The sequence below is a fragment of the Bythopirellula superficialaquae genome, from assembly GCF_059632245.1.
The window spans coordinates 1,810,988-1,833,073 of the sequence record NZ_CP197426.1 but is presented as its reverse complement, the minus strand read 5'-3'; the positions used below and the strand labels follow the sequence as shown (position 1 = coordinate 1,833,073).

Sequence of the window (22,086 nt, the reverse complement as noted above, 5' to 3'; positions counted from 1 at the left end):
GCCGCTTCGCTTAGAAACCCCGCTTCGCTAATTCCGCCGCGGTGGTGATCGCCGCCACCATGCCGGTTGATTCGGCTGTTCCTTGCCAGGCACGATCGAAAGCCGTCCCGTGGGCCACGCTGGTCCGTACGATAGGCAGTCCCAGCGTGATGTTCACCGCGCGGTGCATCCCCAACAACTTCAGCGCGATGTGTCCTTGATCGTGATACATCGCCACAATGCCATCGAACTCGCCATCCCGCGCGCGAACCATGAGCGTGTCGGTAGGGAAGGGGCCTTGCGCATCGATCCCCTCAGCACGGGCACGTTCCACCGCGGGAGCAATGATCCGCGATTCTTCGTCGCCGAATAACCCGCTCTCGCCGCCATGGGGATTCAGAGCGCAAACGCCGATTCGTGGTGCAGCGAGACCAAAACCGACGCTCATCACGCGATGGGCCAGCCGGCACTTTTCCAAGATGGCATCGCCATTGAGAATGGCAAATACGTCTCGGAGCGCCATATGCAGCGTCACATGCGCCACCCCCAAGCCGGCCCGCGAATGCGGCAGTTCATGCGTCGGCAGATACAACATCATCGCGAAATCACTCACGCCGCAACGCTCGGCCAACAGTTCGGTATGGCCAGGATAAAAATGTCCCGCTGCGTGCAAGGCGGCTTTACTCAAAGGCGCGGTCACGATGCCATCGAACACCCCGGCCTTTGTATCGTCGATCGCTCGAATGACGGCTTCATACGCCGCGTGTCCAGTACGGCCGTCGACTTGCCCATGAGGCACTTCGAGAATGTCGTTGTTCCCCACAGCCAAACAGGGAATCGAGGACTCGGGCGAGTCGGCGGATGTTATGTTGTCGACGGGTTTGACTTTGAGTTGCACATCAACCAGCGCGACGGCCTCGCGCAAGACTTCGGGATGGCCGAGTACAACTAGGTCAGCCGCTTCATGAATGCGCGAATCACTCCACGCTTTAATGATAACTTCCGGCCCCACGCCGGCGGCATCACCCATCGTGATCGCCAGTCGGGGTTTTTGTTCAGAAATACTCATGTTGAAATTTTAGGCGGCGATCGTAGCAAATAGAAAGATTGGGAGCACTCATTATGGCTGATCTCCACTAATAATACATTAGCGCAGATGAGCGTTGATGAATGTTCCTGATTCTTTATTTGCCAGCCCCGAGCAGTCGAGCGAAGCGGCCAGCAATTGGATCAAACCAGCGGTGCACGGTTTGGGGTCGTAGAAAAGCCAGATTGGCAATGATCATCCCCACACCAAAGGTGATCATCCCCATGACAAGTGCGATGCCGCCATGCACGAAGACAGCCATCCACAGCACGAGCGGCCGCGTGAACCGATTCCACACCAAGGCCCAGTAGGACAACTCCCAAAAGACCGTCGCGTGGGTGGCCAAGGCAACGAACACGGGCCAGTTGGCCAGCCATGTCATATCGATGGAGCGGTATTCGGGGATCGCGATGGCCCACCACACGGCCGTCCCAGCGGGCCAGGTTTCGCCAATGACTTTGGCCATGCCCGTGAAAAAATAAATGATGCATAAATGAACTTGCAGCAGGCGAATGGCAAGATTCGCCGCCGTGCTTGGAGCAACCGGCGTCGTAATGCCACGCCGCGAACGGCGCAGCGAGTCAATTGAATAACGCGCACCACAGGGTCCTAGCATGATATAGAGTGCGAGCATGCAGTTGGCCTTATCGAGGCCAAAGAATGCACCGGGACTGACACGATGCGCATACGACACAGCGAATAGAAATGCCAACACTGCCATTGTGCGGCTGAACAAGCCAATCATGAAACAGAAGAAGACCAACAGTGCGACGATATGCACGGTCCACAGCAGCCACGTCGGTTTGATCCAGAAATAAACGCTCCAGACTGACCACTGATTGCCTTGAACCTGGCGTACGTATTCAACCGGCAGCCAACCCTCAGGACCGAGAAATGCCTGCAAATCAAGCGACCACACCAAGTGTGTGTAAAAAATCAGCGTCCCCGCTAACAATCGCAGCAAACAAAGTGTTGCGGGATCGACCGATTGAAACCAAAACTTGTTCCACGCTTGCCACGTTTCGCTGACATAGCCGCGTGTGTCGGCAAAGACTCCCATCACGGCGCTCCTTCCGTGGAAGGCAGCGCAATCGGCTGTTCCGGTTTGGGTTTAGCCACTTCTTGGATTTTCGCCAACACTTGATAAGACTCCGCGGCATCGAACTTGGCACCGTTCTTCACATCCTGCGGCGACAGCAACTTGTGAAACACCAATTCCGTCGTAATCGTATGCCCGCCGTTCACGTTCAACAGATGCTGAGCATAGCGGCGGCCGGATTCTTCGCCCATGTCGCCGGTCTGTGCCGCAAGCATCATGTGCCGGTGATAGAGGAGTCGCGGCCATTGTTTCGAGAGGTCGGGAATCTGTCCCGACGTGATCTCGCGACCGCCGCTATCACGTATCTGATAGCGAATCAAATTGCTACCGTTGGGATCGGGCGCGAAAAACTCGTAGCCGTGATTCAGATACAACAGATTCAAATAGTCGTTGAAGAACGTCCGATGCAAGGCGCGCGTCAAAATCGGCTCTTGTAAAATCCCTGCCTGTGGAGGCAACGGACGGCCCATATTGTCGGTCGGCGCGATATAACCCGGAGGCAATGCGGCAGATGTCGCCATGTCCCACGGCGCGCTGAACACCGCCGTCAGATGCAACACAATTAAGAGGCTTACCAACCACCGCCAAACGGGGTGCCAACCAATTTCACCCGCCGCGCGGGGCGGTTGTTTCTTAACCGGCTGCTGCTGGCCGGGTGGGGTTGGTCGCTGCGGTTCCGTGCGAGAAGGTTCAACTTTAGCCATCGTGGCCCACTTTATCTGCCCCGAACGGGCGTCATCCCTAACATCCCAATAGCCGCGATTCAACGAATCGCAGGTCAAACGACTCTTTCCATCGTGGGAAAGAACCCTTAGCAAAATGAAAACCCCCACACCGGTCAACACCGATGTGGGGGTGAATAGCAATTTTTAATAGCGAATCAATTATTTCGCGGCCAAATGATCGTCAGCCTGCTCGAAATCGAACGCTAGCTCGTAACTTTCGCCACCCTTCATCGTCAGCGTTTCCTCACGAACGACGGTTTTGCCGTCTTGTTCAAGTTCCACGCGAACGGTGTAGCCGTTCCAGGTTTCGCCTGCGGCCAAACGGCTCGTGGCGTAGGTGCGATCGGTACCGGTTTGCGAGGTCTCGGCACCAGCCAGGAACACCTTGGCGTTGGCGGGAACCGACAGCTTCAATTCGGTCTTAGCCGCGGGGACTGCCGAGGAAAGCTTCATTTCATTCTTGGCATCGAATGTCAAAGCCACGCGATCACCCGCATTGAGCTTTACTGATTCGTTCTTCACAACGTCTTTGCCGTCCTTTTGGAACTCGACGCGGAAATTGTACATGTAGGTCTGACCTGCTTGCAGGCTGTTGGAGACGTAGCTCCGCGAGTTGCCGGTGCTGGTCGTGGCTTTGTCGTTGACAAAAACCTTGGCGTCAGCAGGAACGGTGACTTCGACCACAGCACTACCCGAGCTCTTCAGAGCTTGGTCGGTCGTGGCTTCTGCCGTGCAGCCTTCGCATTCTGTTTCGACAGGGGTGCTGTAAACGGCACCGCCGTAGCTGGCCGACGAACCTGAACTGCCGTAGCTACCATAGCTGGCGCTTGAACCCGAGGAACCCCAGCTGCCGCTTGAGCCATACGAACCGTAAGAGCCAGCGCTGTGACGAGCGGCGTGGCGAGCACGAATGCGGCCAACGATTCCGACGCGGCCATAGCTGCCGTAGCTAGCGCTGGAACCGTAAGAACCCCAGCTGCCGCTTGAGCCGCCGTAGGATCCATAGGAGCCTGAGCTACCGTACGAACCCGACGAACCATAGGAACCCGAGGATCCCCAGCTGCCGTAAGACCAAGCACCTGCTTCACTTACCAAACCAACCAATAGAGCTGCTGCCAACAAGGCCACGGAAAAACGGCCTTTGCCAAGAATTATCATCACCGGTGTCTCCATAACTATCTGCGTGTCGAGCGAGGACGGTTTCCCGCTACCTGCACTAATCTAGCAGCGAATGAGTGTAATTCAAGCAAGCTACGTAAATTTAGCCGAATTTAGGGGTTGCGCGGTTTCCGTAGACCCTAATAGGCTCCTTACGACTCGCCCTTATGGGGTATCCGTCACTTCCAAGGCGAGCTGATCGATTGCTAGCTCGCCGGTTCCTTCCAAAAGTCCCAGCCTCACAATGGCCTCACGGGCGGTCACCGGCACACGCAAAGTTTTCGATTCCGTGCGCCAATCGAATGTTCCAGTCCATGGTCCTAGGACCTGATTCTCAATCACTGCGCGGCGCTGATCATAGAAGGTCACGACAATCGCTGCCGACGGCCTTCCCAGTGGATCGGGGCCCAGATCTTTACCACGAATCCGCGCGGAAAGTTTGAAGTTCCGAATTTCGCGACCATCGACTGCGAAGCCCTGCAACGCGCGCGTCGGCTTGCCGAGAGTTTTGTTGGCAATCGCCAGATAGCGATTACCTTCACCATCTTGTCTTGTCACAGCCTGCCGCAGGTAATGCCAACCTACGGGTAAGTTCTTCTCGCCGAATACTTGCTCGAAGTCGCCGTTAAAGATCTGCGGCTTCATCGGATCGGGAAGCACCTCACGCTTCTCTTCCGCTGCGCCTGTCATTGGCACAAACAACGTGGCTTGTAGTGGCACTTGCACCAACTTTCCATCGCGCTTTGTCACGCGAATGAGATTCTGTTGATATCGCTCGCCGACGGGGATAATCATTTGTCCCCCTTCAGCGAGTTGCTCAACTAGCGGCTCTGGGATCGCTTCCGGCGAACAGGTGACAATGATCTTGTCGAACGGCGCGGCCTCGGGCCAACCCAAGTAGCCGTCGCCGCTCCGCACGTGAATATTGTCGTATTTGAGTCGCTTAAGTGTTTGTGTCGCGCGGCGCGCCAGATGATCCACAATCTCAATGGTGTAAACATCTTTCACCAGCGGGCTCAGCACGGCCGCTTGATAGCCGCTCCCTGTGCCGATTTCGAGCACGCGGTCCGTCGGCTGTGGATCGAGCTGCTCGGTCATGTAGGCCACGACATACGGCGGTGAAATCGTTTGCTGATCGCCGATCGGCAAAGCGGTGTCGTAATAGGCTTGTTCGCGCCATTTATCGAGCACGAACTCATGCCGAGGTGTTGCACGCATCGCATCCAAAACAGCGGGATTCTTCACCCCCGCTGCTTCGATCTCTTCGGCGACCATTTTTTCACGGGCCTTGGAGAGTTCTTCCGCCTGTGAACTTGCACTCGTGCCTACGAGTCCTCCCAGGCAAAGTACGCAGAATACGATAAACTGAACTGTCATACGCATTCAAAAAAACTCCGTCAATGGAAACCAATGTCTAATTCTATCGAGCAAACACGCGAACGACTGCGCGCGGCGATGCCGGTCGCTCGTAAGTGGGCCTACTTCGATCACGCCGCGGTGGCCCCCCTCACGCAACCCGCCCATGACGCTCTCGCTGATTGGCTCGCGCAATCTTCGCTCGAAGGCGACACCAAATGGCTCGACTGGGCGGCACAGCTGTCCAGTTGTCGCAAAGCGGCTGCGGAGTTAGTTGGGGCAGGGGAGTCCGAAATCGCCCTCGTCCCCAACACCACGGCTGGGATCAATCTCGTCGCCGAAGGTTTTCCTTGGCAGCCGGGGGACAATGTGGTCACTTTGGCAGATGAGTTCCCGACGAATATGTTTCCCTGGCTGAATTTGGAGAAACGTGGCGTTGAAACTCGTCTCGTCCCCACGGATGAAGGACGCGTCTCGCCGGAGCAATTCGCCGAATATTGTGACGAGCGGACCCGCGTCGTGAGCGTCAGTTGGGTTTGCTACAGCAACGGTTGTCGCCGCCCACTTAAGCCCATCGCCGATGTTGCCCACGAATTCGGCGCGCTCTTCTTGGTCGATGCGATCCAGGGCCTTGGCGTGTTTCCCATCGACGTGAAAGCCGACGAAATCGACGTGCTCTCCGCCGACGGTCACAAATGGCTGTTGGGCCCTGAAGGAGCCGGCATAGCATACATTCATGAAGGTTGGCTCGAACGTTTAAAGCCCATCGGTATTGGCTGGAATAGTGTCGTGAATGCTGGCGAATTCTCTCAGGCAGGTTTTAGGTTGAAGAACTCCGCCGCCCGCTACGAAGGGGGCACCTACAACATGCCGGGCTTCATCGGGCTGGGGGCCAGCATCAAGCTGCTTCTGTCACTCGAAGTGGAAAACATTGCCGCGGCGATTCTCGAATTCACCGACATAGCGTGCGAAAGCCTGCGCGCAGCGGGGGGCGTCATTCATTCGCCCCGAGAAGAGGACAATCGTTCCGGCATCGTCTCCTGGGAACTTCCTGGCCGCGATCCACAAGCCATTCGCAAAGCCTGCTTAGGCCAGGGAGTCGCGCTCGCCTGCCGTTCGGGTCGGCTCCGCCTGAGTGCCCATGCCTACAACAACGCAGCCGATTTGGAGCGGCTCTTGGCGGTTCTGCGGGAAATGTAACCAGCCTTGGTCAAGTAGTGACCACACCCGCTTTGCCTCTACGGGCTAGGCAGACTCTACTGCGGAGATTACGGAGAGCCGACTAGCCAATTCACGCCGAATCAACTGGCTCTTGTTGATAATGGCTCCTGCGAGTGCAACAATAAGCTTTCCCGTTTCTGCGATTGTTTGTACTGGAGTGCTAGCTAATCAGAGCATCTTCCATGGACACAGCGCACCGTTCTCAACAAAGAGACCAGCACGTGTTGAAGAATTCCGCCGGCGCGCTCGAACACGAAATCCAGCTCCGCAAAGAAGCGGAAACCCTCAACGCGGTCGCCCGGGATCTGCACAGCAATCTCGACCTCCAACTGGTCCTGCAAAAAGTGACCGACATCGGCACAAAGCTCACCCTCGCTTCGTTTGGTGCGTTCTTCTACAACACGGTCAACGAGCAAGGCGAAGCCTTTTTGCTGTACACGCTGAGCGGTGCTGCCCGCGAAGATTTTGAGAAATTTGGCCTGCCCCGCAACACGCCGTTGTTCTCTCCCACGTTCAGCGGCGAGCGGATTGTCCGACTCGACGATGTGCTCGCAGATCCAGCCTACGGACAAATGGATCCACACCAAGGCATGCCCTTGGGCCATCTTCCCGTGCGGAGCTATTTGGCCGTGCCAGTGAAGTCGCCACAAGGGGATATGATCGGTGGACTATTTTTTGGTCATACCGAAATCGGCATCTTCGATGAGGCGGCCGAGCGCGTTGCGCAAGGCATCGCCGAGCAAGCATCGCTGGCGATTGAAAACGCGAAACTCTACGGCAAGGCCCAGCGTGAAAGTGATCAACGCGCCCGCGCCGAAAAGGCTTTTCATGAAAGTGAAGGGCGCTTTGAGCAGTTGATTATCAACGCGCCGGTGGCAATCTTTCTGAAAGATTTGGCAGGTCATTACACGCTCGCTAATCCGTTGGCTGCGACGGCCTTGGGGCGTCCCGAAGTGGTCGGGTTCCGCGACGACCAACTCTTGGACCGCAGTTCAGCTGAGCGGATTCGCGAGCACGATTTACAGGTGATCGAATCGCGCAGGCCTCTTGAGCATGAAGAGCGCATCCAACGTGAGGGTTTCAACCAAGATTATTTGGCAGTTAAGTTTCCGCTGATTGATTCGCATGGCGAAGTGCAAGGTGTGGGAGGAGTCGCCGTCGATATCACGGAACGCCGGCAAGCGATGGCTGAAGTGCATCGCACACGAGAAGAGGCGGAGAAACAGCGACGACTGTATGCAACGATTCTCAATTCGACCCCCGACTTTATCTACGTTTTCGACTTGAATCATCGCTTCAGTTATGCCAATGACACGTTGCTGGAAGTTTGGGGCAAAACATGGGACGAGGCCATCGGTAAGACCTGCCTTGAATTGGGCTATCCTGAATGGCATGCGGCCATGCATAGTCGCGAACTTGACTATGTGGTCTCGACAAAGCAAACATTCAAAGGGGAAGTTCCTTTCACCGGCACTCATGGGACGAGAATATACGAGTATATCTTCGTCCCCGTGTTCGATAGCGACGGCGAAGTCGAAGCCGTCGCAGGCACCACTCGCGACGTGACCGACCGCAAAGCAGTCGAGGACGCCACGCGATTAGGCCAAGAGCGCTATCGGCATCTCGTGGAAAGCCTGTCAGCGGCTGTGTTCACCTGCGATGCGCTCGGACGGATTGAGCTGTTCAACGACGCGACGGCCAAGCTCTTTGGTTTTGTGCCTCCGGTCGGCGAGGACAATTGGGCAGCCCCCATGCGAATTTATCGTCCCGATGGCACGCCGTTACCATGGGAACAATGTCCCATGGTCCGTGCGCTACGGGATGGCAAGGCTGTTCTTGGCGAAGAAGTCGTCATCGAACGCCCCGATGGCACGCGCGTGAATGTGATGCCCCATCCGCAACCGTTGTTCGATGAGCGGCGCAAGGTCACTGGCGCGATCAATATGCTGCTCGATGTCACCGAACAGCGCCGCGCCGAAGGGGATCGCGGTTTGCTCGCAGCGGTGGTCTCTTCGTCCGACGACGCGATCATCAGCAAAACGCTTGACGGCATTATCACCTCGTGGAATTTAGGCGCGGAGCGGATCTTTGGTTACACGGCCGCGGAAGCCATTGGGCAATCGATCCTGATGGTCATTCCCCCTGACCGCCACGAAGAGGAATTGCGAATCCTTGGCCGCATCCGCCATGGCGATCGGCTTCAGCATTTTGAAACCAAGCGACTGAACAAAGACGGAAAATTGTTCGATCTGTCGCTAACCGTCTCACCGATTCGTGATACCACAGGCCGGGTGATCGGGGCTTCCAAAGTAGCGCGGAACATCAGTGAGCGACTGCAAGCAGCGCAAGCCTTGCGCGAAAGTGAAGAACGCTTTCGCACGCTCGCCAACAATGCTCCCGTGGGAATCTTTCAGACGAACCTCGCGGGAGAAACCCTGTTCGTCAACGACGCCTGGTGCCAGCTTGCTGGTTACGGCGCGCACGAAGCCAACGGCAGCGGCTGGATCGATGCGGTGCATCCCGATGATCGCCAGCGCGTCATCGATGATTGGCAAAAAGCCTGCCATGCCGGGCAACCTTCTCACACGGAATTTCGATTCCAGCGGCCCGACGGCAGCGTGGCCTGGCTGCAAGGTTGTGCTGAGCCCCTACGCAACGCCGAAGGTAAAATGCTGGGATATATCGGCACGGTATCGGATATCACGTCCCGCAAGTTGGCGGAGCAAGCTCTGAGCGAAAACGAACAGCGAATCACCGCCGAACTCGCCGGCATGAAGAGCTTACATAATCTTAACGAGCAATTGCTTGCCGCACAGAGCTTGGATCGTGCTTTGCAATTGGTGCTCTCCTCGGTGATCACGATGCAACAAGCCGATATGGGTTCGGTGCATTTGTATGATCCGCTGGCCGACAAGTTTCAAATGGCCACCCAACAGGGTTTCGATCAAGCATTACTCGATACAGTCAGGGGCGCCGAGTTCGCAGAAAATTCCGCCTGCGGCAAAGCGCTCAGCACTGGAAGCCGAGTCATTATCGAAGACGTGGAACTCGACGCCGACTATGCCAGTTTGTTGCCATTCGCCCAGCAAGCCGGTTATCGTGCGATTCAATGTACCCCTTTACGCAATCGCAACGGCCTGCTGCTGGGAGTTCTAGCAACGCACTTCCGTCAGCCTCGACGGCTCGCCCGCCGGGAGTTGTGGATGCTCGATCTCTACGCCCATCAAGCCTCGGCGTTCATCGAGCAAATGCAAATGATCAATTCGATGCGCGAGGCTGACCATCGCAAAGATGAATTTCTCGCGATGCTGGCTCACGAACTTCGCAATCCCCTTGCTCCCATCCGCACTGGGCTCGACTTCCTCACCGTTCAAGACGACGAAGCCAACGAAGCAGTCGGCATCATGCGCAATCAGGTTGAGCACTTGGTGCGACTGGTCGACGATTTGCTCGACGTGTCCCGCATCGCCCGTGGAAAGGTGGAATTGCGCAAGGAAGTTGTCGATATCGTGCCACTCGTCGAGCGTGCCGTTGACGCCGTGAGTTGGGCCTTCAAGGAGAAAGATCAATCTCTGAAGGTTTCGCTGGCGCCGGCTGGTCTTCATGTCCATGCCGACCCCGTGAGACTCGTGCAGATTCTTGGCAATCTGCTGAACAATGCCTCAAAGTACACGCCCACAGGCGGGCATATCGAGTTAAGCCTGACTCATAACGACAACAACGTCGCCGTGGAGATTCGTGACAACGGGATCGGTATCGAACGCGAATTGCTCCCCCGCGTGTTCGATTTATTCACCCAATCGAGCCGTGCTTTGGATCGCGCGCAGGGTGGTTTGGGGATCGGCCTCACCTTGGTTCGCAGTCTCGTGGAACTCCATCAGGGGACCGTCTCTGCCGATAGCGAAGGGGTAGGGAAGGGGAGCCGGTTTACCGTCAAACTTCCGATTAGTTCTCAAACTCCCACGCCGCAAACGATTCGCCCCCGAGTCCAAACGCCTAGCCGCCGAATTCTGGTGGTCGACGACAATTTCGGCGCGGCTCGCGTCGTTTCGCTATTGCTTAAGAAACTGGGGGACCATCAAGTCGAAATGGCTCATGATGGTCCGACCGCTTTGGACAGCGTCACTGCCTTTCAACCCGATTTGGTGCTTCTCGATATCGGCCTGCCCGGCATGGACGGTTACGAAGTCGCCAAAACCATCCGCGCAAACGTCAATGCTCAACAGCCTTTCCTAGTCGCGCTCACCGGTTATGGACAAGCAGAAGATATTCAAGCCTCCAAAGCCGCGGGCTTCGATCAGCACCTCGTCAAACCACCATCGGTTGATATGTTAATGGACTTGCTCACCCATCAGCGATTGTCGAAACCGCTTGCTTCGCAAGCCTAGTGTTTGAGTCGCTATCGATATCAGTGCGAACGAAAATTTGCACTGGCCGATTCCTTGCACAACAATCACAATATGCTTGCAAAACAACTTTTCCCATGAAGCGAACAAACTCATGTCCCGCCGCGCTGTCTACACTGGTTCTTTCGACCCCATCACGTTGGGCCACCTTAATGTCATCGAGCGCAGCAGCCGCTTGGTCGATGAGCTGATCGTCGGCGTCGGCACGAACATCGAAAAATCGTCGCTCTTCACCGGCGAAGAACGGGTCGATCTCATCACCCGCTCGACCAAGCACTTGACCAACGTGCGTGTGGAAGTCTTCACCGGCCTGGCAGTTCATTTTGTCCGCCAATGCGAAGCCCGCGTGATCATCCGCGGCGTGCGTTCCCTCACCGATATGGAAAGCGAATTCACCATGACGCTCGCCAATCGCAAGCTCGATCCGGGCATTGAAACCGTCTTCCTCATGGCCGACGACGAGTTCTCGCACGTCTCGAGTTCGTTGATCAAACAGATCACGCCGCTCGCAGGTGATGAAGAGTTGGCCCGCTTTGTCCCCCGCGATATCGTCGGCGACTTACGCGCGAAGATCGTGGACTGAGGACTCTGAGTATTACAACCGTTAGACAAAGCGTTAATCCCGTAGGCTCGGGTATCGCACTTAAACTTGCGAAGATCGTACTGCCTGCCTGCTGCTGCCAAATCAGGAAGTCCCTACCATCGGAGTCGCCATCCCCGTCGGCATCAGCTAAACCATTGATGTCATAACTGGTTTGCCAAAGCTGTAGATCGATATCATCAACATCTCCGTCACGATCAAAATCTGCTGACAGCGTTGCCTGGAATTCCGTAAGCATAATCGCATTATTGGCATCGCTGTAATTGACCAAAAAGGAACCTATGCCGTCCATGGTCGCTAAACGCTCGCCATTAGGAACATTCAGCAACTCACCTGTCAGTGCATGGGATTGGAATACCGTAAACACGTCCGAAACTTTAGGAGCGATTCCATTTGTCAGAACTATGGATAAACTGCCAGCTAAATTTGCTGAACCGTTGACGATCAGCTGATCGAAGTCAACTCCCGGAATCCCCCCCGTGCCAGCGAGTTCAACTTGCAACGTACTGCCAAGATTCAGATTTAAACCACCAACTTGCAGCTGCCCTAAGGAGTTGCCTGGCCTCACTTGGCCACCGCTATTGACGTTCACAATTCCCGCGATGCTTCCCGAGCCCGCGAGGACTGCATTGACAATGACATTGCCAGTGCCTGTCGCAGAGCCTGTAGAATTGTTGACAACAAGAGTCCCTGCATTAACGCTTGTGTTACCAACATAAAAACTCTCCGAATTCAACTCAAGAATTCCACTGCCCGATTTGACTAATGAACCTGAGGCTGTACCCGACACGAGTGAATTGAAAATAGATCCGTTGACCGTCGTTCGACCTGTACCGGCAAAAGTCCAAGGTCGCGAGGTATTGTCGTCAGCAGCGTAGATATCACCATTTATAGTCAAAGATTTACCAATCGGCAGATCATTGATCATTCGCCGGCTGTTGCTCTGAAAAACTTGGCCATTGAGTGTAAAGCTATTGGTGCCAGCGAACTGCATATCCCGTGCTAGACGTATTTCATTGGCCAACGTGCGCGAGCCACCAATCGCAATCAATGTCCGCTCCTCGTTGCCGCCTCCTGCTGTCACCCGTCCTGTGCCAAATGCGAGGTCATGATGAATCTCGACTTGAGTCTCAGCGTCAGGACTATTGGCCCCGATGACAGTTTCCCCCGAATATGTGTTGGCATTCGTCACAACGAACCTGCCGCGCACATAACTCACGCCACCGCCTGGAGCAGTCCCATCTTCAATCACACCATTGATAGTGGTGAAGGCCGGTAGTCCACCATTGCGAAACAACAAATGGCCTGCCGTAACCGTATCAGAGAGAACGATGTTACCATTGACCGTCATAGCGCGGCGCGATTGATTGTCGACAATTCGATAGGTATTGGCAGTCGGAGCGAGATTAAGAAACTGGCCGTTGAAGTTGATTGGTATCAGAAAACCTGAATCCGCCAACTCAAGTTCGATTGAAGGCATCACAAAATCAACATTGATCTGATGAGCATTGACGTTGCTGTTCCCTGTGCGAATTTCGTTGGCAGAGAGTGTCGCTCCCGGAGATCCTGTGATTGTCGTCACGACTTGGTGACTCGACGATCCCAGCGTGAGCTTGTCGAGTGTAAGACCTGGCGTCGTAATATTTATCGAATAATTCGCAGGATGCGCCGCAGCGAGATTGGCGCTGTCAAGAGTTCCGATCTCAGGAGATTCTCCCGGCCAAGCACTGAAACTTCCACTGCCACCCGACCAGTTACCAGACGACTCCCATTGCCCTGGAGCCGGTCCTCCTAACTGATAGACAAATGTTTCCTGAGCCTCAACAAATGAGCCAAAGACAATGAAAAACAAGGAGCAGAAAATGCAGGGGCGCATGGCCTAGGGCCTCAAAATGAAGTGCCTATCTTGCAGTAAATAAAGCTGAGTTAGTACCAACTCAAAGATGAGAAGTCACTCGGACTGCTACAGCTTAAACTGCAAGGCAAGTGGTGATATATCGAATTTCTGCAATCAACGGCTGGTTGATTGTTTTATATGCGTGCAGCACTTCGAGAAAATCGACAATGTTCATCAAGAATATCAAACTCTGAGCGATCACCCCGCCGCTTTGAGAAACATCACCACAATCGCAAACAGCCCCAACGCGGCGAGCCCTGATTTGATTTTCTCGAACAGCGGTTTGTCTTCCTCGGGAAGCACAATCATATTCGGCGATTGGGCGGCAAACGCATCGACTTGCGGAGCCGGGGCGGGATTGTTATTCGCCTGCAATTCATCGAACGCGGGCGGTTGCAAAATTTCGGTCGTTGCGGGCTTCGTAGCCGGTTGTTCGGCAAGGTTCGACTGCCACGGGTTGGCCGTTGGGGCCGCGTTGAAATCGTTGTCGCTTGTCGTTTGCGCGGACACCAATTGAGCCTGTGTTGGCCGGCCAATATCGGGTGCGAGCGAAGCTAAGAACTCACCCACGCGGCCGCCGAAGCTTCCCATCGTTGTGCCGTTGCCTGCGCCGAACAGCACTCCTGCGAGTTCGCCGTTGCTATTGAGGATCGGCCCGCCGGAATCCCCCTGGCGTGCTTCGACGTTCAACTCCACCATCTGCTGCGGCAAATGTTCTTTCGGCGAGTAATACTGCGTGCAGCGACCCGTCACCGAGCGATAGATCCCCGGCCCGTAGCCGCAGATCGTCAGTTGATCGCCCGGTTGCGGCGCGGTCGGGGCGATCTTCACCGGCTGCACGCCTTTGGGTTCGTAGATCACCAAAGCGGCCAAGTCCCAATCGGAATCGACTTTCAAAGCTCGCGCCTTCGACGTAAATCCGTTGGGAAAGATTACCTCAATCGGCGCTTGAGCATCGCGCACGACGTGCCAGTTGGTCACGACGATGCCATAGCCATCGCGTAGATCCACCAGCGTGCCGCTCCCCATGGATGTCGCTTCCCCTTCGGGAACAACAATCCTCGCCACGGCCGGATGCGGCTGTTGCATGGTGGCTGGCGGCACCGAACGAAAACCACTGTCCACGGGCGGAGCAGGGGTTTCCGAACCAAGCCCAAACTCTTGCGCCCAGACGTTCTTAAAGTTGGCGGCTGAAAACTCTGCGACTGCCACGGGCGCGAGGCCCAGCTGCGCAAAGATGATCGTGCCCGCTATTGCCAGGCAATAGCGGACACGCCAACGGTCAATCGTTTCGTTTCTGGAAACTTTCACTGCGGTGTCAAACTTGGGTGGGTGAAGGTGTCGATCCGGTGGGAGACTGACGACGTCTCTGTTCGTTCTCGACGATCATCTTCAGCAACCGCTCACGAAGTTTGGCAGCCTCCTCACGTGAAGCGAGCGCGGCTTCCACCTTCGCGGTGGCTGAGCTAACCGCATCCCTGCGCCGTTTTCCTTGAGGTACTCTGTCCATCACTGCGTTCTCTCTGTCCTCACCAACTGCAATGCGCCACGACGAACGGCAGTCCCTTTCGACTGCCGTGGGTCGTGGCATTTTTTCAATCGGTCTCAAGCGGCAATAGGACGACCGCCCCGCAACTCTTCGTCGCGACGGGGAAAATCCTGGCCGTTGTTGTAGAGAGCTTTGAGTCTCCGCAACTCGGCCCGGAGGGCATTCTCCGCCAACTGAGTCAGAGTCAGCCGTGCCGGGTAACCTGCCAAATGCACCGCGGCGTCCCGAGCCTCATTCAGAACGTCGAGCGGCAGGTAAATTGTGGCACGCACTTTTGGGTTTCCGTCGGATTGCATACTCTTGTCCCTGAATGACTGGGTATCCCATGTTGTGGAGCTTGGATCTCGCAGGTGATCGCGAGCACCAAGCTTCCCCCAACACAAACATCGGCCACTGGCTCACCATACTGCAAACGTCCGACGTTTCGCCGCAGCCGTTCGCTAAACGTCATAAGGGGAAGCGAATAACCAGCACGGCCGGCAAGGTTTATCATGGGACAGAGGTCGGAGGTCAGGGGCCAGGGGTCGGAAATACTAGCCTCCAACTTCTAGCTTCTTATCGTCCATCGTCCCATCGTCCCATCGTCCCACAGTCCCATCGTCCCATCGTCCCACAGTCCCACAGTCCCACAGTCCCACAGTCCCACAGTCCCACTGAGCTTTGCCAGGTTGGCCAGCTTTGCTCGGTTTGCAGCTCCCCGAGCACGCCAAGCTCGATTTTTCGCCCGTGCGCTGGGGTCCCAACTTTCGCGCAGAAATTCCTGGGTTTTGTCACTTGGTCATGTCGCAAGTGCCAAAACAAGTCGACTTTTGGTCAAAACGTACATTGAGCGCGTTCCAAAAGGACGTTCCACAGTTCGAGTTTCCAAAGAGCACGCCTCACAATGGGCGAACCCCATTATCGCGATTGGGAAGCGCTTCGCCACAACGATTCTTGGCCGGGGGGAAGGAGGAGTTTCGAGTCACGAGTCGGTTGTTCTCGCAACTCGAAGCCCGCAACTCAGAACTCAATAACCACGAATCAGACGAATGGCACGAATGGACGTATGCAGGCTGGGGCGACACAGGCTCGAATTCATTGGCTGAAAGCCAAGCCTCATCGTAGCCTAGGGCAACGCCCTAGGAATAGAATCGACATCGCATCGTTGGCTGAAGGCCATACTCAACTGTGGCCGAGTCTTTCACGATGACAATGGCCTTCGGCCAAATGGATCGTGTGGTCTGAGTCCTGGGGCGTTGCCCCAGGCTACGATGAGAGAGGCCGTTGGCCATGAGAGGAATTATGATTTCGGCGACTAAAAAACTTGGCCATAGTCGCATTGCGGCGTAGATGTCGTTAGAATAAGGGGATTAAAAAACCCTGGCTCAACTAGGTTCGTTCACATGTCGATCAAAGTTTTATGCGGTTTCTTCTGTTCGGTCCTTTTCGCCTGCTGCGTTACAAACGCGCTGGCCCTGCCTCCGCTGGGTTTGACGCAAGTCAGTACGTCGTCAACCTTGCAACCCAATCTCGAAGTGATCGATGGGACGGCTTATCTGGGTGTCACAGACGGCGTATGGGTTGTTAACGCTTCGGGGAGTCAAATATTTGCTCCCATCTCGCACCCCACACTGAGCATTCCATCGAGTGTGACACGGGTAGTCAAAGCCTTTAACGGTGAACTTTACATCGCGGCAAACTTTAATAGTTTCACCGATCAAGCTGCGGCGGCACTCTTTCCACTGAATCAACCCACTGTGCCAATAGTTACTTGGGCAATGCCGCGTATTCGCGTACGGGGAGTTGATATCAATCTGCGGACGTTTGGTGGCTTTGATTACGATGATGGCGATGAGGCAACAAAGTTTCTTTTGGACGGTTTGAGGGAACCACTCCCATATCCGACAGGTTCTAATAGCAGTAACAATACCACTAGGCTCAACTCTATGACACCAAGCGGTTATGCGCTTGGGTCTGCTGGCATTCCTGGAACGATTGGTTCGGCGCCTATCCTTTGGTCACCATCCGGTGAGCTTTCGTTTTTGGATGGATCAAATAGTCCAACGTCTATTCGAGACCGTGTGGATGGTGTGGGAGTTAACACAGCTTGGGATATCCCGGCTATAAAGTATGGCGGTGATACGCCAATTTTCATTGCAGGTAATCCAAATAATTTTATTGAAATAGGGGTGATCGTTTCTCACAGCGGTTTTGCTGTGATTCAGGATTCCTTTTTTCCAAAAGAGGCTTACGCATTTTACCCCGGTATCGTTCCTGGCTTTCCCGACCGGGCAGCGCCCCTAATGGATATCTTTCCAGAACTCGCCACGATCGACATCGACTATATTTACGATCTTGCCTCGGTCAATGGCTTTCTCTACATGACCCTCTCGGGCAGCGATGGAATGTTTCTCTTCGGAGCGCGAGACCCCTCGGTGTTAGTGCCTGAACCGACGGCATTTCTTCTTGCATCATTAGCCGCAGTATTCGGTGTCCGCAGACGTACACACCGATTTTAACTTGTGGTAGCAATCCAAGAGTTACGTGCAATTCGACTGTGGCTGACACCCTCCAGCACTGTCACACACGGGCCGCTTGTTGCTTGCGCAATTCTTCGGCGGTGATGCGCACTTGTTTGCCGTCTTGGACGATGATGATCGCGGTCTCGGTTTGGATCGCAGTTTGACGGGCCATTTCGGCAGCTCGTCGGAGAGCGTCGAGCGAACCACGTAAGTCCGGGTTCATGGCGGTTGTAATGTCTTTGGGATTCATAAGTGCTCTTTCCATTCCAACAAAATCGGTGCCGATCCAGCATTATCATACACAGCCCAATCGTCGACGGCGCTTTGTATGACTGTTCCAGGTTTTGAAGAAGTTTGAAAGTAAAAGGGGACTTCTCTGGTGCGACTGAGCAGCCAGGCACTAGCCGTGGGTCCTTCCATTTTTCAGCATCCATCAAAAAACCGACGCTAGCGCGTGGCGGCTCATTGGGGCACTCAAACTTACTCCGTCGTCACCCGCCAGATGACGTCGCTGGGTTCGTCGGCGACGAGCAGCGAACCATCCTGGGCGAAGATTACGCCCACGGGCCGGCCGTAAACTTCATTGTCGTTGGCGATAAAGCCGGTGAGGAAATCTTCGGCATCGCCCGCGGGAATGCCATCGCGGAAGGGGACGAAGGCGACCTTGTAACCCGAAAACTCCGAGCGATTCCACGAACCGCGCAGGCCTACGAATGCTCCCCCATGATACTTTTCGGGAAACCGATCGACTTTGTCAAACGCCAAACCCAACGCGGCCACGTGCGAGCCCAACGGCACGTCGGGGACGATCGTCTTCTTCACAAGGTCAGGCCGCTGGCCTTCGAGCCGTGGGTCTTCATGCGCTCCAAAATAAGCATACGGCCAACCATAAAATCCTTCCTCTTGGACGCTCGTCAAATAATCAGGCACGAGTTCGTCGCCAAGTTGATCCCGTTCGTTGACCGTCGTCCACAGGGCTCCGGTGATTGGCTCCCAAGCGAGTCCATTCGGATTTCGCAGCCCCGAAGCAAACACGCGCAGGCCCGTGCCATCCAAGTTGCATTCCAGAATGTTGGCTCGCAGCATTTCCTCGACCATGCCATGTTCGGCCACGTTGCTGGCGGAACCAACCGTGATATACAGTTTCGTGCCATCCCGCGAAGCGATGATGTTGCGCGTCCAGTGGTTGTTGTATCCCCCGGCCGGCAGAACCAAGATCTTCATGCCCGGTTTGTCGATGGTCGTTTGATCTTTTTCGTAAGGGTAAGCCCACACGCCATCGGTACAGGCCACGAACAGCGTTTCGTTCGCAATCGCCATCCCAAATGGCTGGTTCAAATCTTTGAGAAAAGTCTCCTGAACCTCCGGAGTGCCGTCGGCATCGGCATCTCTGAGCAACGTGATGATGTTAGGAGAATCGCCGGTCGTGGTTTTCGATTTTTTCATGCCCGCGCGCATTTTCTCTTGCTCTTCGCGCTTTTCGGTGGGGGCATCTTCATCGGGCGCCGGCTTCGGCATCGTACGGGCTTGTGCCACCAAGATATCGCCATTGGGCAGAGCATACAGCCAGCGCGGGTTGTCTAAGTCCTTCGTAAAAGCACTCACCTTAAAACCCGCGGGAGCTTGCGGCATCTTTCCTTCTGGCCAACCGATCACTTCCGGATGGTTAATCACCGATTCGGTCGCAAAAGGCTTTGGTAATTGCTTGGCCACTTGCTGGCCCAACTCATTGGTCGTTTCAGCCAACACAGCCGCCGTCTGAGCTCCATAAACCAAGCTGCAAGCTAATGCCATCTTCAAAACGTAATCGATTCTCATATTCAAACCTTTCTAGCGCATCGCCATGTCGCGCCACAGTTCCACGTCGATGTCGTTATCAATAAATTTTTGACTTCCATCACAGTATTGAGTCACCACGCCGGACGGATGGTGACTCCGCGCGACGAGCAAGCCTTTTTGTTGAGACAGATTCATACAGTCCCAGACTTCAGAATTGGGCGCGTAATAGTGGTTGTAGAGAGTGTTACCGTAGTTCCCCAAAATCCACTTCTCCCCCCGTTGGCCGTACCAAGAACCACTATTGGTCGCGCCACATGAGCTATCACTCGGGTCGCTCGCCAGCGGCAATTCCAGCATGAGGTCTTTCGATGCCGAGTCGTTGGTTTGCCCGACGCCTAATGTTCGCTCGCTGAAAGCCACGGTCGCGGAAGAGCCTCTCAGCAAATGACGAAACCCGACCGCGGAGTTCGTGTAAAACACGCCGTCCGACTCGACGATGTTTCCCGCGTTGAGCCGACCGCTGCCGGCATTGGCCGCGTAGTTTGTTGCACCAAATTCCGAGCCAGCAATGTCTCCTGCGGCGGGATCGCTCGGGCACAAGAAAATCGCCACGCGGCGCGTTGCCGCTGCGTAATTCGGCGTGCCGTCGTAAGCAGTAGCGCCGACTGTGAAACTCGTGGGTGGCGCTGCGAAGTCAACGAGTTCGCGCAGCGAGATTTCCTCCAAAAATGGCAGCAAGAAAGCGTGCGTGGAAAATACCGAGGGAAGTGGAGCACCTCGTCCAGGCGGAAAATGGCCATACGCCGCGTGATAGTTTTGCGCAGCCAGACCAATTTGACGCACATGGTTGCCACACGTCATGCGCCGCGAAGCTTCGCGTGCCGCTTGGACGGCCGGGAGTAACATGGCCACCAGCACACCAATGATGCTGGTGACTGTAAGCAGTTCAACCAACGTGAACGCACCGCGTCCAACGCCGAAAGTTTCCCCACGTTTATTATGTATCCTGGCCATCGCCAGCCAGAGAGAAGCAATAAGTGTTCCAGGCCGGGGAAATTCTGAATCGCAAGACCCTAGCCGGAGGGCCACGCCCTCCGGGGGATTTCCTGGATCGCGTGGCGATCCGGCTATTGAGTCTCCACCAGCGCCGCGATCATTCCAGCGCTTGTGTATTCCTTCGCCACGGCGGTGGCCTTGTAACCGGCGGCGGCCAAGACTTCTGCGGTCAGCGGGCTGATCGCGATGAGTTTCGCCTGCTGGAGATCGTCGCCGAACATTTTTACGAGCGACCTGGCGATCGCGGAGCTGGTGACTGTGATCCAATCGATTTGTCCCGACCGCAAACGTTTCAGCACGTGATCCGCGGGCTGGGCGACGTCCGCACTTTGATAAACGACAACCTGCGAAACGTCGGCCCCCGCGGCGGTGAGCAGCTCGGCCAACACTTCCCGGCCACGGCTGGCTCGCAATAACAGAACGCGTTTGCCCTTGGCCTGCGGGGCAAGTTCCGCGGCCAAGGCCTCGGCGCGGTATTCGTGCGGCTGCAAATCGGCGTGCAGATGAAACTTTTTTAATGCCTCGGCCGTCGCGGGACCGATCGCCGCCATGCGGCAGTTGCCCAAGCGCCGCAGATCGTGACCTGTTTCCAAGATACGTCGCAAGAAGTAGTCGACGCCGTTCGCGCTTGAGAACACCAGCCAATCAAACGTTGGTAACTCTTCGATGGTTTGATCGACGGCGTTCCAATCCGCCGGTGCGGAAATTTCGATCGCGGGCTGGCACCAAGTGGTCGCTCCCAGTGAATGCAACTCGCGCAGCATATCGGCCGATTGATGTTCGGGCCGCGTGACCAAAATCGTTTGCCCCGCAAGTGGTTTCGTTGTTTGCTGAACTTCGGTCGAAAACCAGGCCGACTGCGTGGCCGCGTCGACCGCTTCGCCGACGACGATGATCGCGGGGGGACGCATTTTTTTCGGACCCAAAATTACGGCCAGTTCACCAAGCGTCGTTTTAATTACTTCTTGATCGGCAAACGTCGCGCGGCGAATGATCGCCACCGGTGTGGCCGCGGGCTTGCCGTGGGCGATCAATTCGGTCGACCAACGGGGCGCGGTCGTGATGCCCATGTAAAACACGAGCGTGCCCGGAAACTTGGCGAGGTTCGCCAGATCGAGCGAATCCGTTTCCTTGTGACAAGATTCTTGCCCGGTGACAAACGCGACGCAGGAGGCTCGATCACGGTGCGTGAGCGGGATGCCCGCATAGCTGCTCGCGGCGAGTGCCGAGGTCACGCCGGGGACAACTTCGTACGGAACGCCAGCCGCTTCGAGGGCGGCGATTTCTTCCGCCGTGCGGCCAAAGATCGCGGGGTCGCCCCCCTTGAGCCGCACGACCATCTTGCCCCGCTGAGCCGTCGCGACCATCTGGGCGTTGATTTCGTCCTGCGACAATAATCGCCCTTCGCCATGCCGACCGAGACAGACGAGTTCGCGCGGTGTTTGACTCTCGTCCCACAAGCCGGCATGATTGAGCACAACCGGATCGACCAAGTAGTCATAAAACACGGCGTCGGCTTTTTGGAGCAGTTCAAAGCCCCGCAACGTGATGAGCGACGGTTCCCCCGGCCCGGCACCGACGAGATACACCTTGCCTATCGTGGTGGGGCCGGTTGGGGTGGTCATGAGGCAAAATTCTTGCTGATCGCGGCAAATTGGTGAGCAGAGTACAG

General features: G+C 55.7%; 17 protein-coding genes. 5 read left to right on the top strand and 12 right to left on the bottom strand.

What is annotated here, in order from left to right; translation table 11 throughout:
• Positions 1-10 precede the first annotated feature (10 nt).
• The 5 genes from pdxA to SH678x_RS07510 all read right to left on the bottom strand — a co-directional run bounded on the left by pdxA (position 11) and on the right by SH678x_RS07510 (position 5,431).
• Complete coding sequence (gene pdxA / locus SH678x_RS07530; protein ID WP_496922277.1) at positions 11-1,048, bottom strand: 4-hydroxythreonine-4-phosphate dehydrogenase PdxA; 1,038 nt, start codon at positions 1,046-1,048, stop codon at positions 11-13.
• Positions 1,049-1,163: 115 nt separating this feature from the next.
• Entirely contained in the window at positions 1,164-2,126 is a 963-nt protein-coding gene (locus SH678x_RS07525; protein WP_496922276.1) for an HTTM domain-containing protein, read from the bottom strand.
• On the bottom strand, positions 2,126-2,869 hold the full coding sequence (locus SH678x_RS07520; RefSeq protein WP_496922275.1) for a hypothetical protein: 744 nt from the start codon (positions 2,867-2,869) through the stop codon (positions 2,126-2,128). The genes SH678x_RS07525 and SH678x_RS07520 overlap by 1 nt, the downstream gene beginning before the upstream one ends.
• 180 nt (positions 2,870-3,049) lie before the next feature.
• A complete protein-coding gene (locus SH678x_RS07515; RefSeq protein ID WP_496923063.1) occupies positions 3,050-4,048 on the bottom strand; it encodes a TIGR03000 domain-containing protein in 999 nt (332 codons plus the stop codon).
• Between the two features lie 165 nt (positions 4,049-4,213).
• Positions 4,214-5,431 carry a protein-L-isoaspartate(D-aspartate) O-methyltransferase gene (locus SH678x_RS07510; protein ID WP_496922274.1) on the bottom strand — a complete coding sequence of 406 codons (1,218 nt, stop codon included), beginning with the start codon at positions 5,429-5,431 and terminating at the stop codon, positions 4,214-4,216.
• A 27-nt stretch (positions 5,432-5,458) separates the two neighbouring features.
• Between SH678x_RS07510 and SH678x_RS07505 the strand changes: the two genes are divergently transcribed.
• The 3 genes from SH678x_RS07505 (at position 5,459) to coaD (ending at position 11,614) form a co-directional block, all read left to right on the top strand.
• Positions 5,459-6,604, top strand: a complete 1,146-nt coding sequence (locus SH678x_RS07505) for an aminotransferase class V-fold PLP-dependent enzyme (protein WP_496922273.1) — start codon at positions 5,459-5,461, stop codon at positions 6,602-6,604.
• A 242-nt stretch (positions 6,605-6,846) separates the two neighbouring features.
• On the top strand, positions 6,847-11,013 hold the full coding sequence (locus tag SH678x_RS07500) for a PAS domain S-box protein (RefSeq protein WP_496922272.1): 4,167 nt from the start codon (positions 6,847-6,849) through the stop codon (positions 11,011-11,013).
• Between the two features lie 112 nt (positions 11,014-11,125).
• On the top strand, positions 11,126-11,614 hold the full coding sequence (coaD, locus tag SH678x_RS07495; protein WP_496922271.1) for a pantetheine-phosphate adenylyltransferase: 489 nt from the start codon (positions 11,126-11,128) through the stop codon (positions 11,612-11,614).
• Here coaD and SH678x_RS07490 read toward each other — a convergent pair.
• The 3 genes from SH678x_RS07490 to SH678x_RS07480 all read right to left on the bottom strand — a co-directional run bounded on the left by SH678x_RS07490 (position 11,529) and on the right by SH678x_RS07480 (position 15,350).
• The gene (locus SH678x_RS07490; protein WP_496922270.1) at positions 11,529-13,508 is read right to left on the bottom strand and encodes an autotransporter-associated beta strand repeat-containing protein; all 1,980 of its coding nucleotides are present in this window, start codon (positions 13,506-13,508) and stop codon (positions 11,529-11,531) included. The two genes, coaD and SH678x_RS07490, sit on opposite strands and share 86 nt — an antisense overlap.
• Before the next feature lie 219 nt (positions 13,509-13,727).
• Positions 13,728-14,840 carry a S1 family peptidase gene (locus SH678x_RS07485; protein WP_496922269.1) on the bottom strand — a complete coding sequence of 371 codons (1,113 nt, stop codon included), beginning with the start codon at positions 14,838-14,840 and terminating at the stop codon, positions 13,728-13,730.
• A gap of 294 nt (positions 14,841-15,134) precedes the next feature.
• A complete protein-coding gene (locus SH678x_RS07480) occupies positions 15,135-15,350 on the bottom strand; it encodes a hypothetical protein (RefSeq protein ID WP_496922268.1) in 216 nt (71 codons plus the stop codon).
• Between the two features lie 406 nt (positions 15,351-15,756).
• Between SH678x_RS07480 and SH678x_RS07475 the strand changes: the two genes are divergently transcribed.
• Together SH678x_RS07475 and SH678x_RS07470 are read left to right on the top strand one after the other, a co-directional pair.
• Positions 15,757-16,182, top strand: coding sequence for a hypothetical protein (locus tag SH678x_RS07475; RefSeq protein WP_496922267.1), 426 nt, complete (start codon positions 15,757-15,759; stop codon positions 16,180-16,182).
• A 278-nt stretch (positions 16,183-16,460) separates the two neighbouring features.
• Positions 16,461-17,576, top strand: coding sequence for a hypothetical protein (locus tag SH678x_RS07470; protein ID WP_496922266.1), 1,116 nt, complete (start codon positions 16,461-16,463; stop codon positions 17,574-17,576).
• Positions 17,577-17,637: 61 nt separating this feature from the next.
• Here the strand turns inward: SH678x_RS07470 and SH678x_RS07465 are convergent, their stop codons facing one another.
• The 4 genes from SH678x_RS07465 to cobA form a co-directional block, all read right to left on the bottom strand.
• Positions 17,638-17,829, bottom strand: a complete 192-nt coding sequence (locus SH678x_RS07465) for a hypothetical protein (protein WP_496922265.1) — start codon at positions 17,827-17,829, stop codon at positions 17,638-17,640.
• 230 nt (positions 17,830-18,059) lie between these two features.
• Positions 18,060-19,397: a PQQ-dependent sugar dehydrogenase gene (locus SH678x_RS07460; RefSeq protein WP_496922264.1), complete on the bottom strand. Its 1,338-nt coding sequence runs from the start codon at positions 19,395-19,397 to the stop codon at positions 18,060-18,062.
• A 12-nt stretch (positions 19,398-19,409) separates the two neighbouring features.
• Entirely contained in the window at positions 19,410-20,372 is a 963-nt protein-coding gene (locus tag SH678x_RS07455; RefSeq protein ID WP_496922263.1) for a DUF1559 domain-containing protein, read from the bottom strand.
• 113 nt (positions 20,373-20,485) lie between these two features.
• Positions 20,486-22,039 (bottom strand): uroporphyrinogen-III C-methyltransferase, encoded by a 1,554-nt coding sequence (cobA, locus tag SH678x_RS07450; RefSeq protein ID WP_496922262.1) that lies wholly within the window; start codon positions 22,037-22,039, stop codon positions 20,486-20,488.
• Between the last annotated feature and the right edge of the window lie 47 nt (positions 22,040-22,086).

Excerpts from the sequence above, each read along its gene's own strand:
- SH678x_RS07520 (WP_496922275.1), bottom strand. The coding sequence starts at position 2,869 with ATGGCTAAAGTTGAACCTTCTCGCACGGAACCGCAGCGACCAACCCCA.
- SH678x_RS07465 (WP_496922265.1), bottom strand. The coding sequence starts at position 17,829 with ATGAATCCCAAAGACATTACAACCGCCATGAACCCGGACTTACGTGGT.
- coaD (WP_496922271.1), top strand. The coding sequence starts at position 11,126 with ATGTCCCGCCGCGCTGTCTACACTGGTTCTTTCGACCCCATCACGTTG.
- SH678x_RS07515 (WP_496923063.1), bottom strand. The coding sequence starts at position 4,048 with ATGATAATTCTTGGCAAAGGCCGTTTTTCCGTGGCCTTGTTGGCAGCA.
- SH678x_RS07505 (WP_496922273.1), top strand. The coding sequence starts at position 5,459 with ATGTCTAATTCTATCGAGCAAACACGCGAACGACTGCGCGCGGCGATG.
- SH678x_RS07490 (WP_496922270.1), bottom strand. The coding sequence starts at position 13,508 with ATGCGCCCCTGCATTTTCTGCTCCTTGTTTTTCATTGTCTTTGGCTCA.
- SH678x_RS07510 (WP_496922274.1), bottom strand. The coding sequence starts at position 5,431 with ATGCGTATGACAGTTCAGTTTATCGTATTCTGCGTACTTTGCCTGGGA.
- cobA (WP_496922262.1), bottom strand. The coding sequence starts at position 22,039 with ATGACCACCCCAACCGGCCCCACCACGATAGGCAAGGTGTATCTCGTC.
- SH678x_RS07460 (WP_496922264.1), bottom strand. The coding sequence starts at position 19,397 with ATGAGAATCGATTACGTTTTGAAGATGGCATTAGCTTGCAGCTTGGTT.
- SH678x_RS07525 (WP_496922276.1), bottom strand. The coding sequence starts at position 2,126 with ATGGGAGTCTTTGCCGACACACGCGGCTATGTCAGCGAAACGTGGCAA.
- pdxA (WP_496922277.1), bottom strand. The coding sequence starts at position 1,048 with ATGAGTATTTCTGAACAAAAACCCCGACTGGCGATCACGATGGGTGAT.
- SH678x_RS07455 (WP_496922263.1), bottom strand. The coding sequence starts at position 20,372 with ATGGCCAGGATACATAATAAACGTGGGGAAACTTTCGGCGTTGGACGC.
- SH678x_RS07470 (WP_496922266.1), top strand. The coding sequence starts at position 16,461 with ATGTCGATCAAAGTTTTATGCGGTTTCTTCTGTTCGGTCCTTTTCGCC.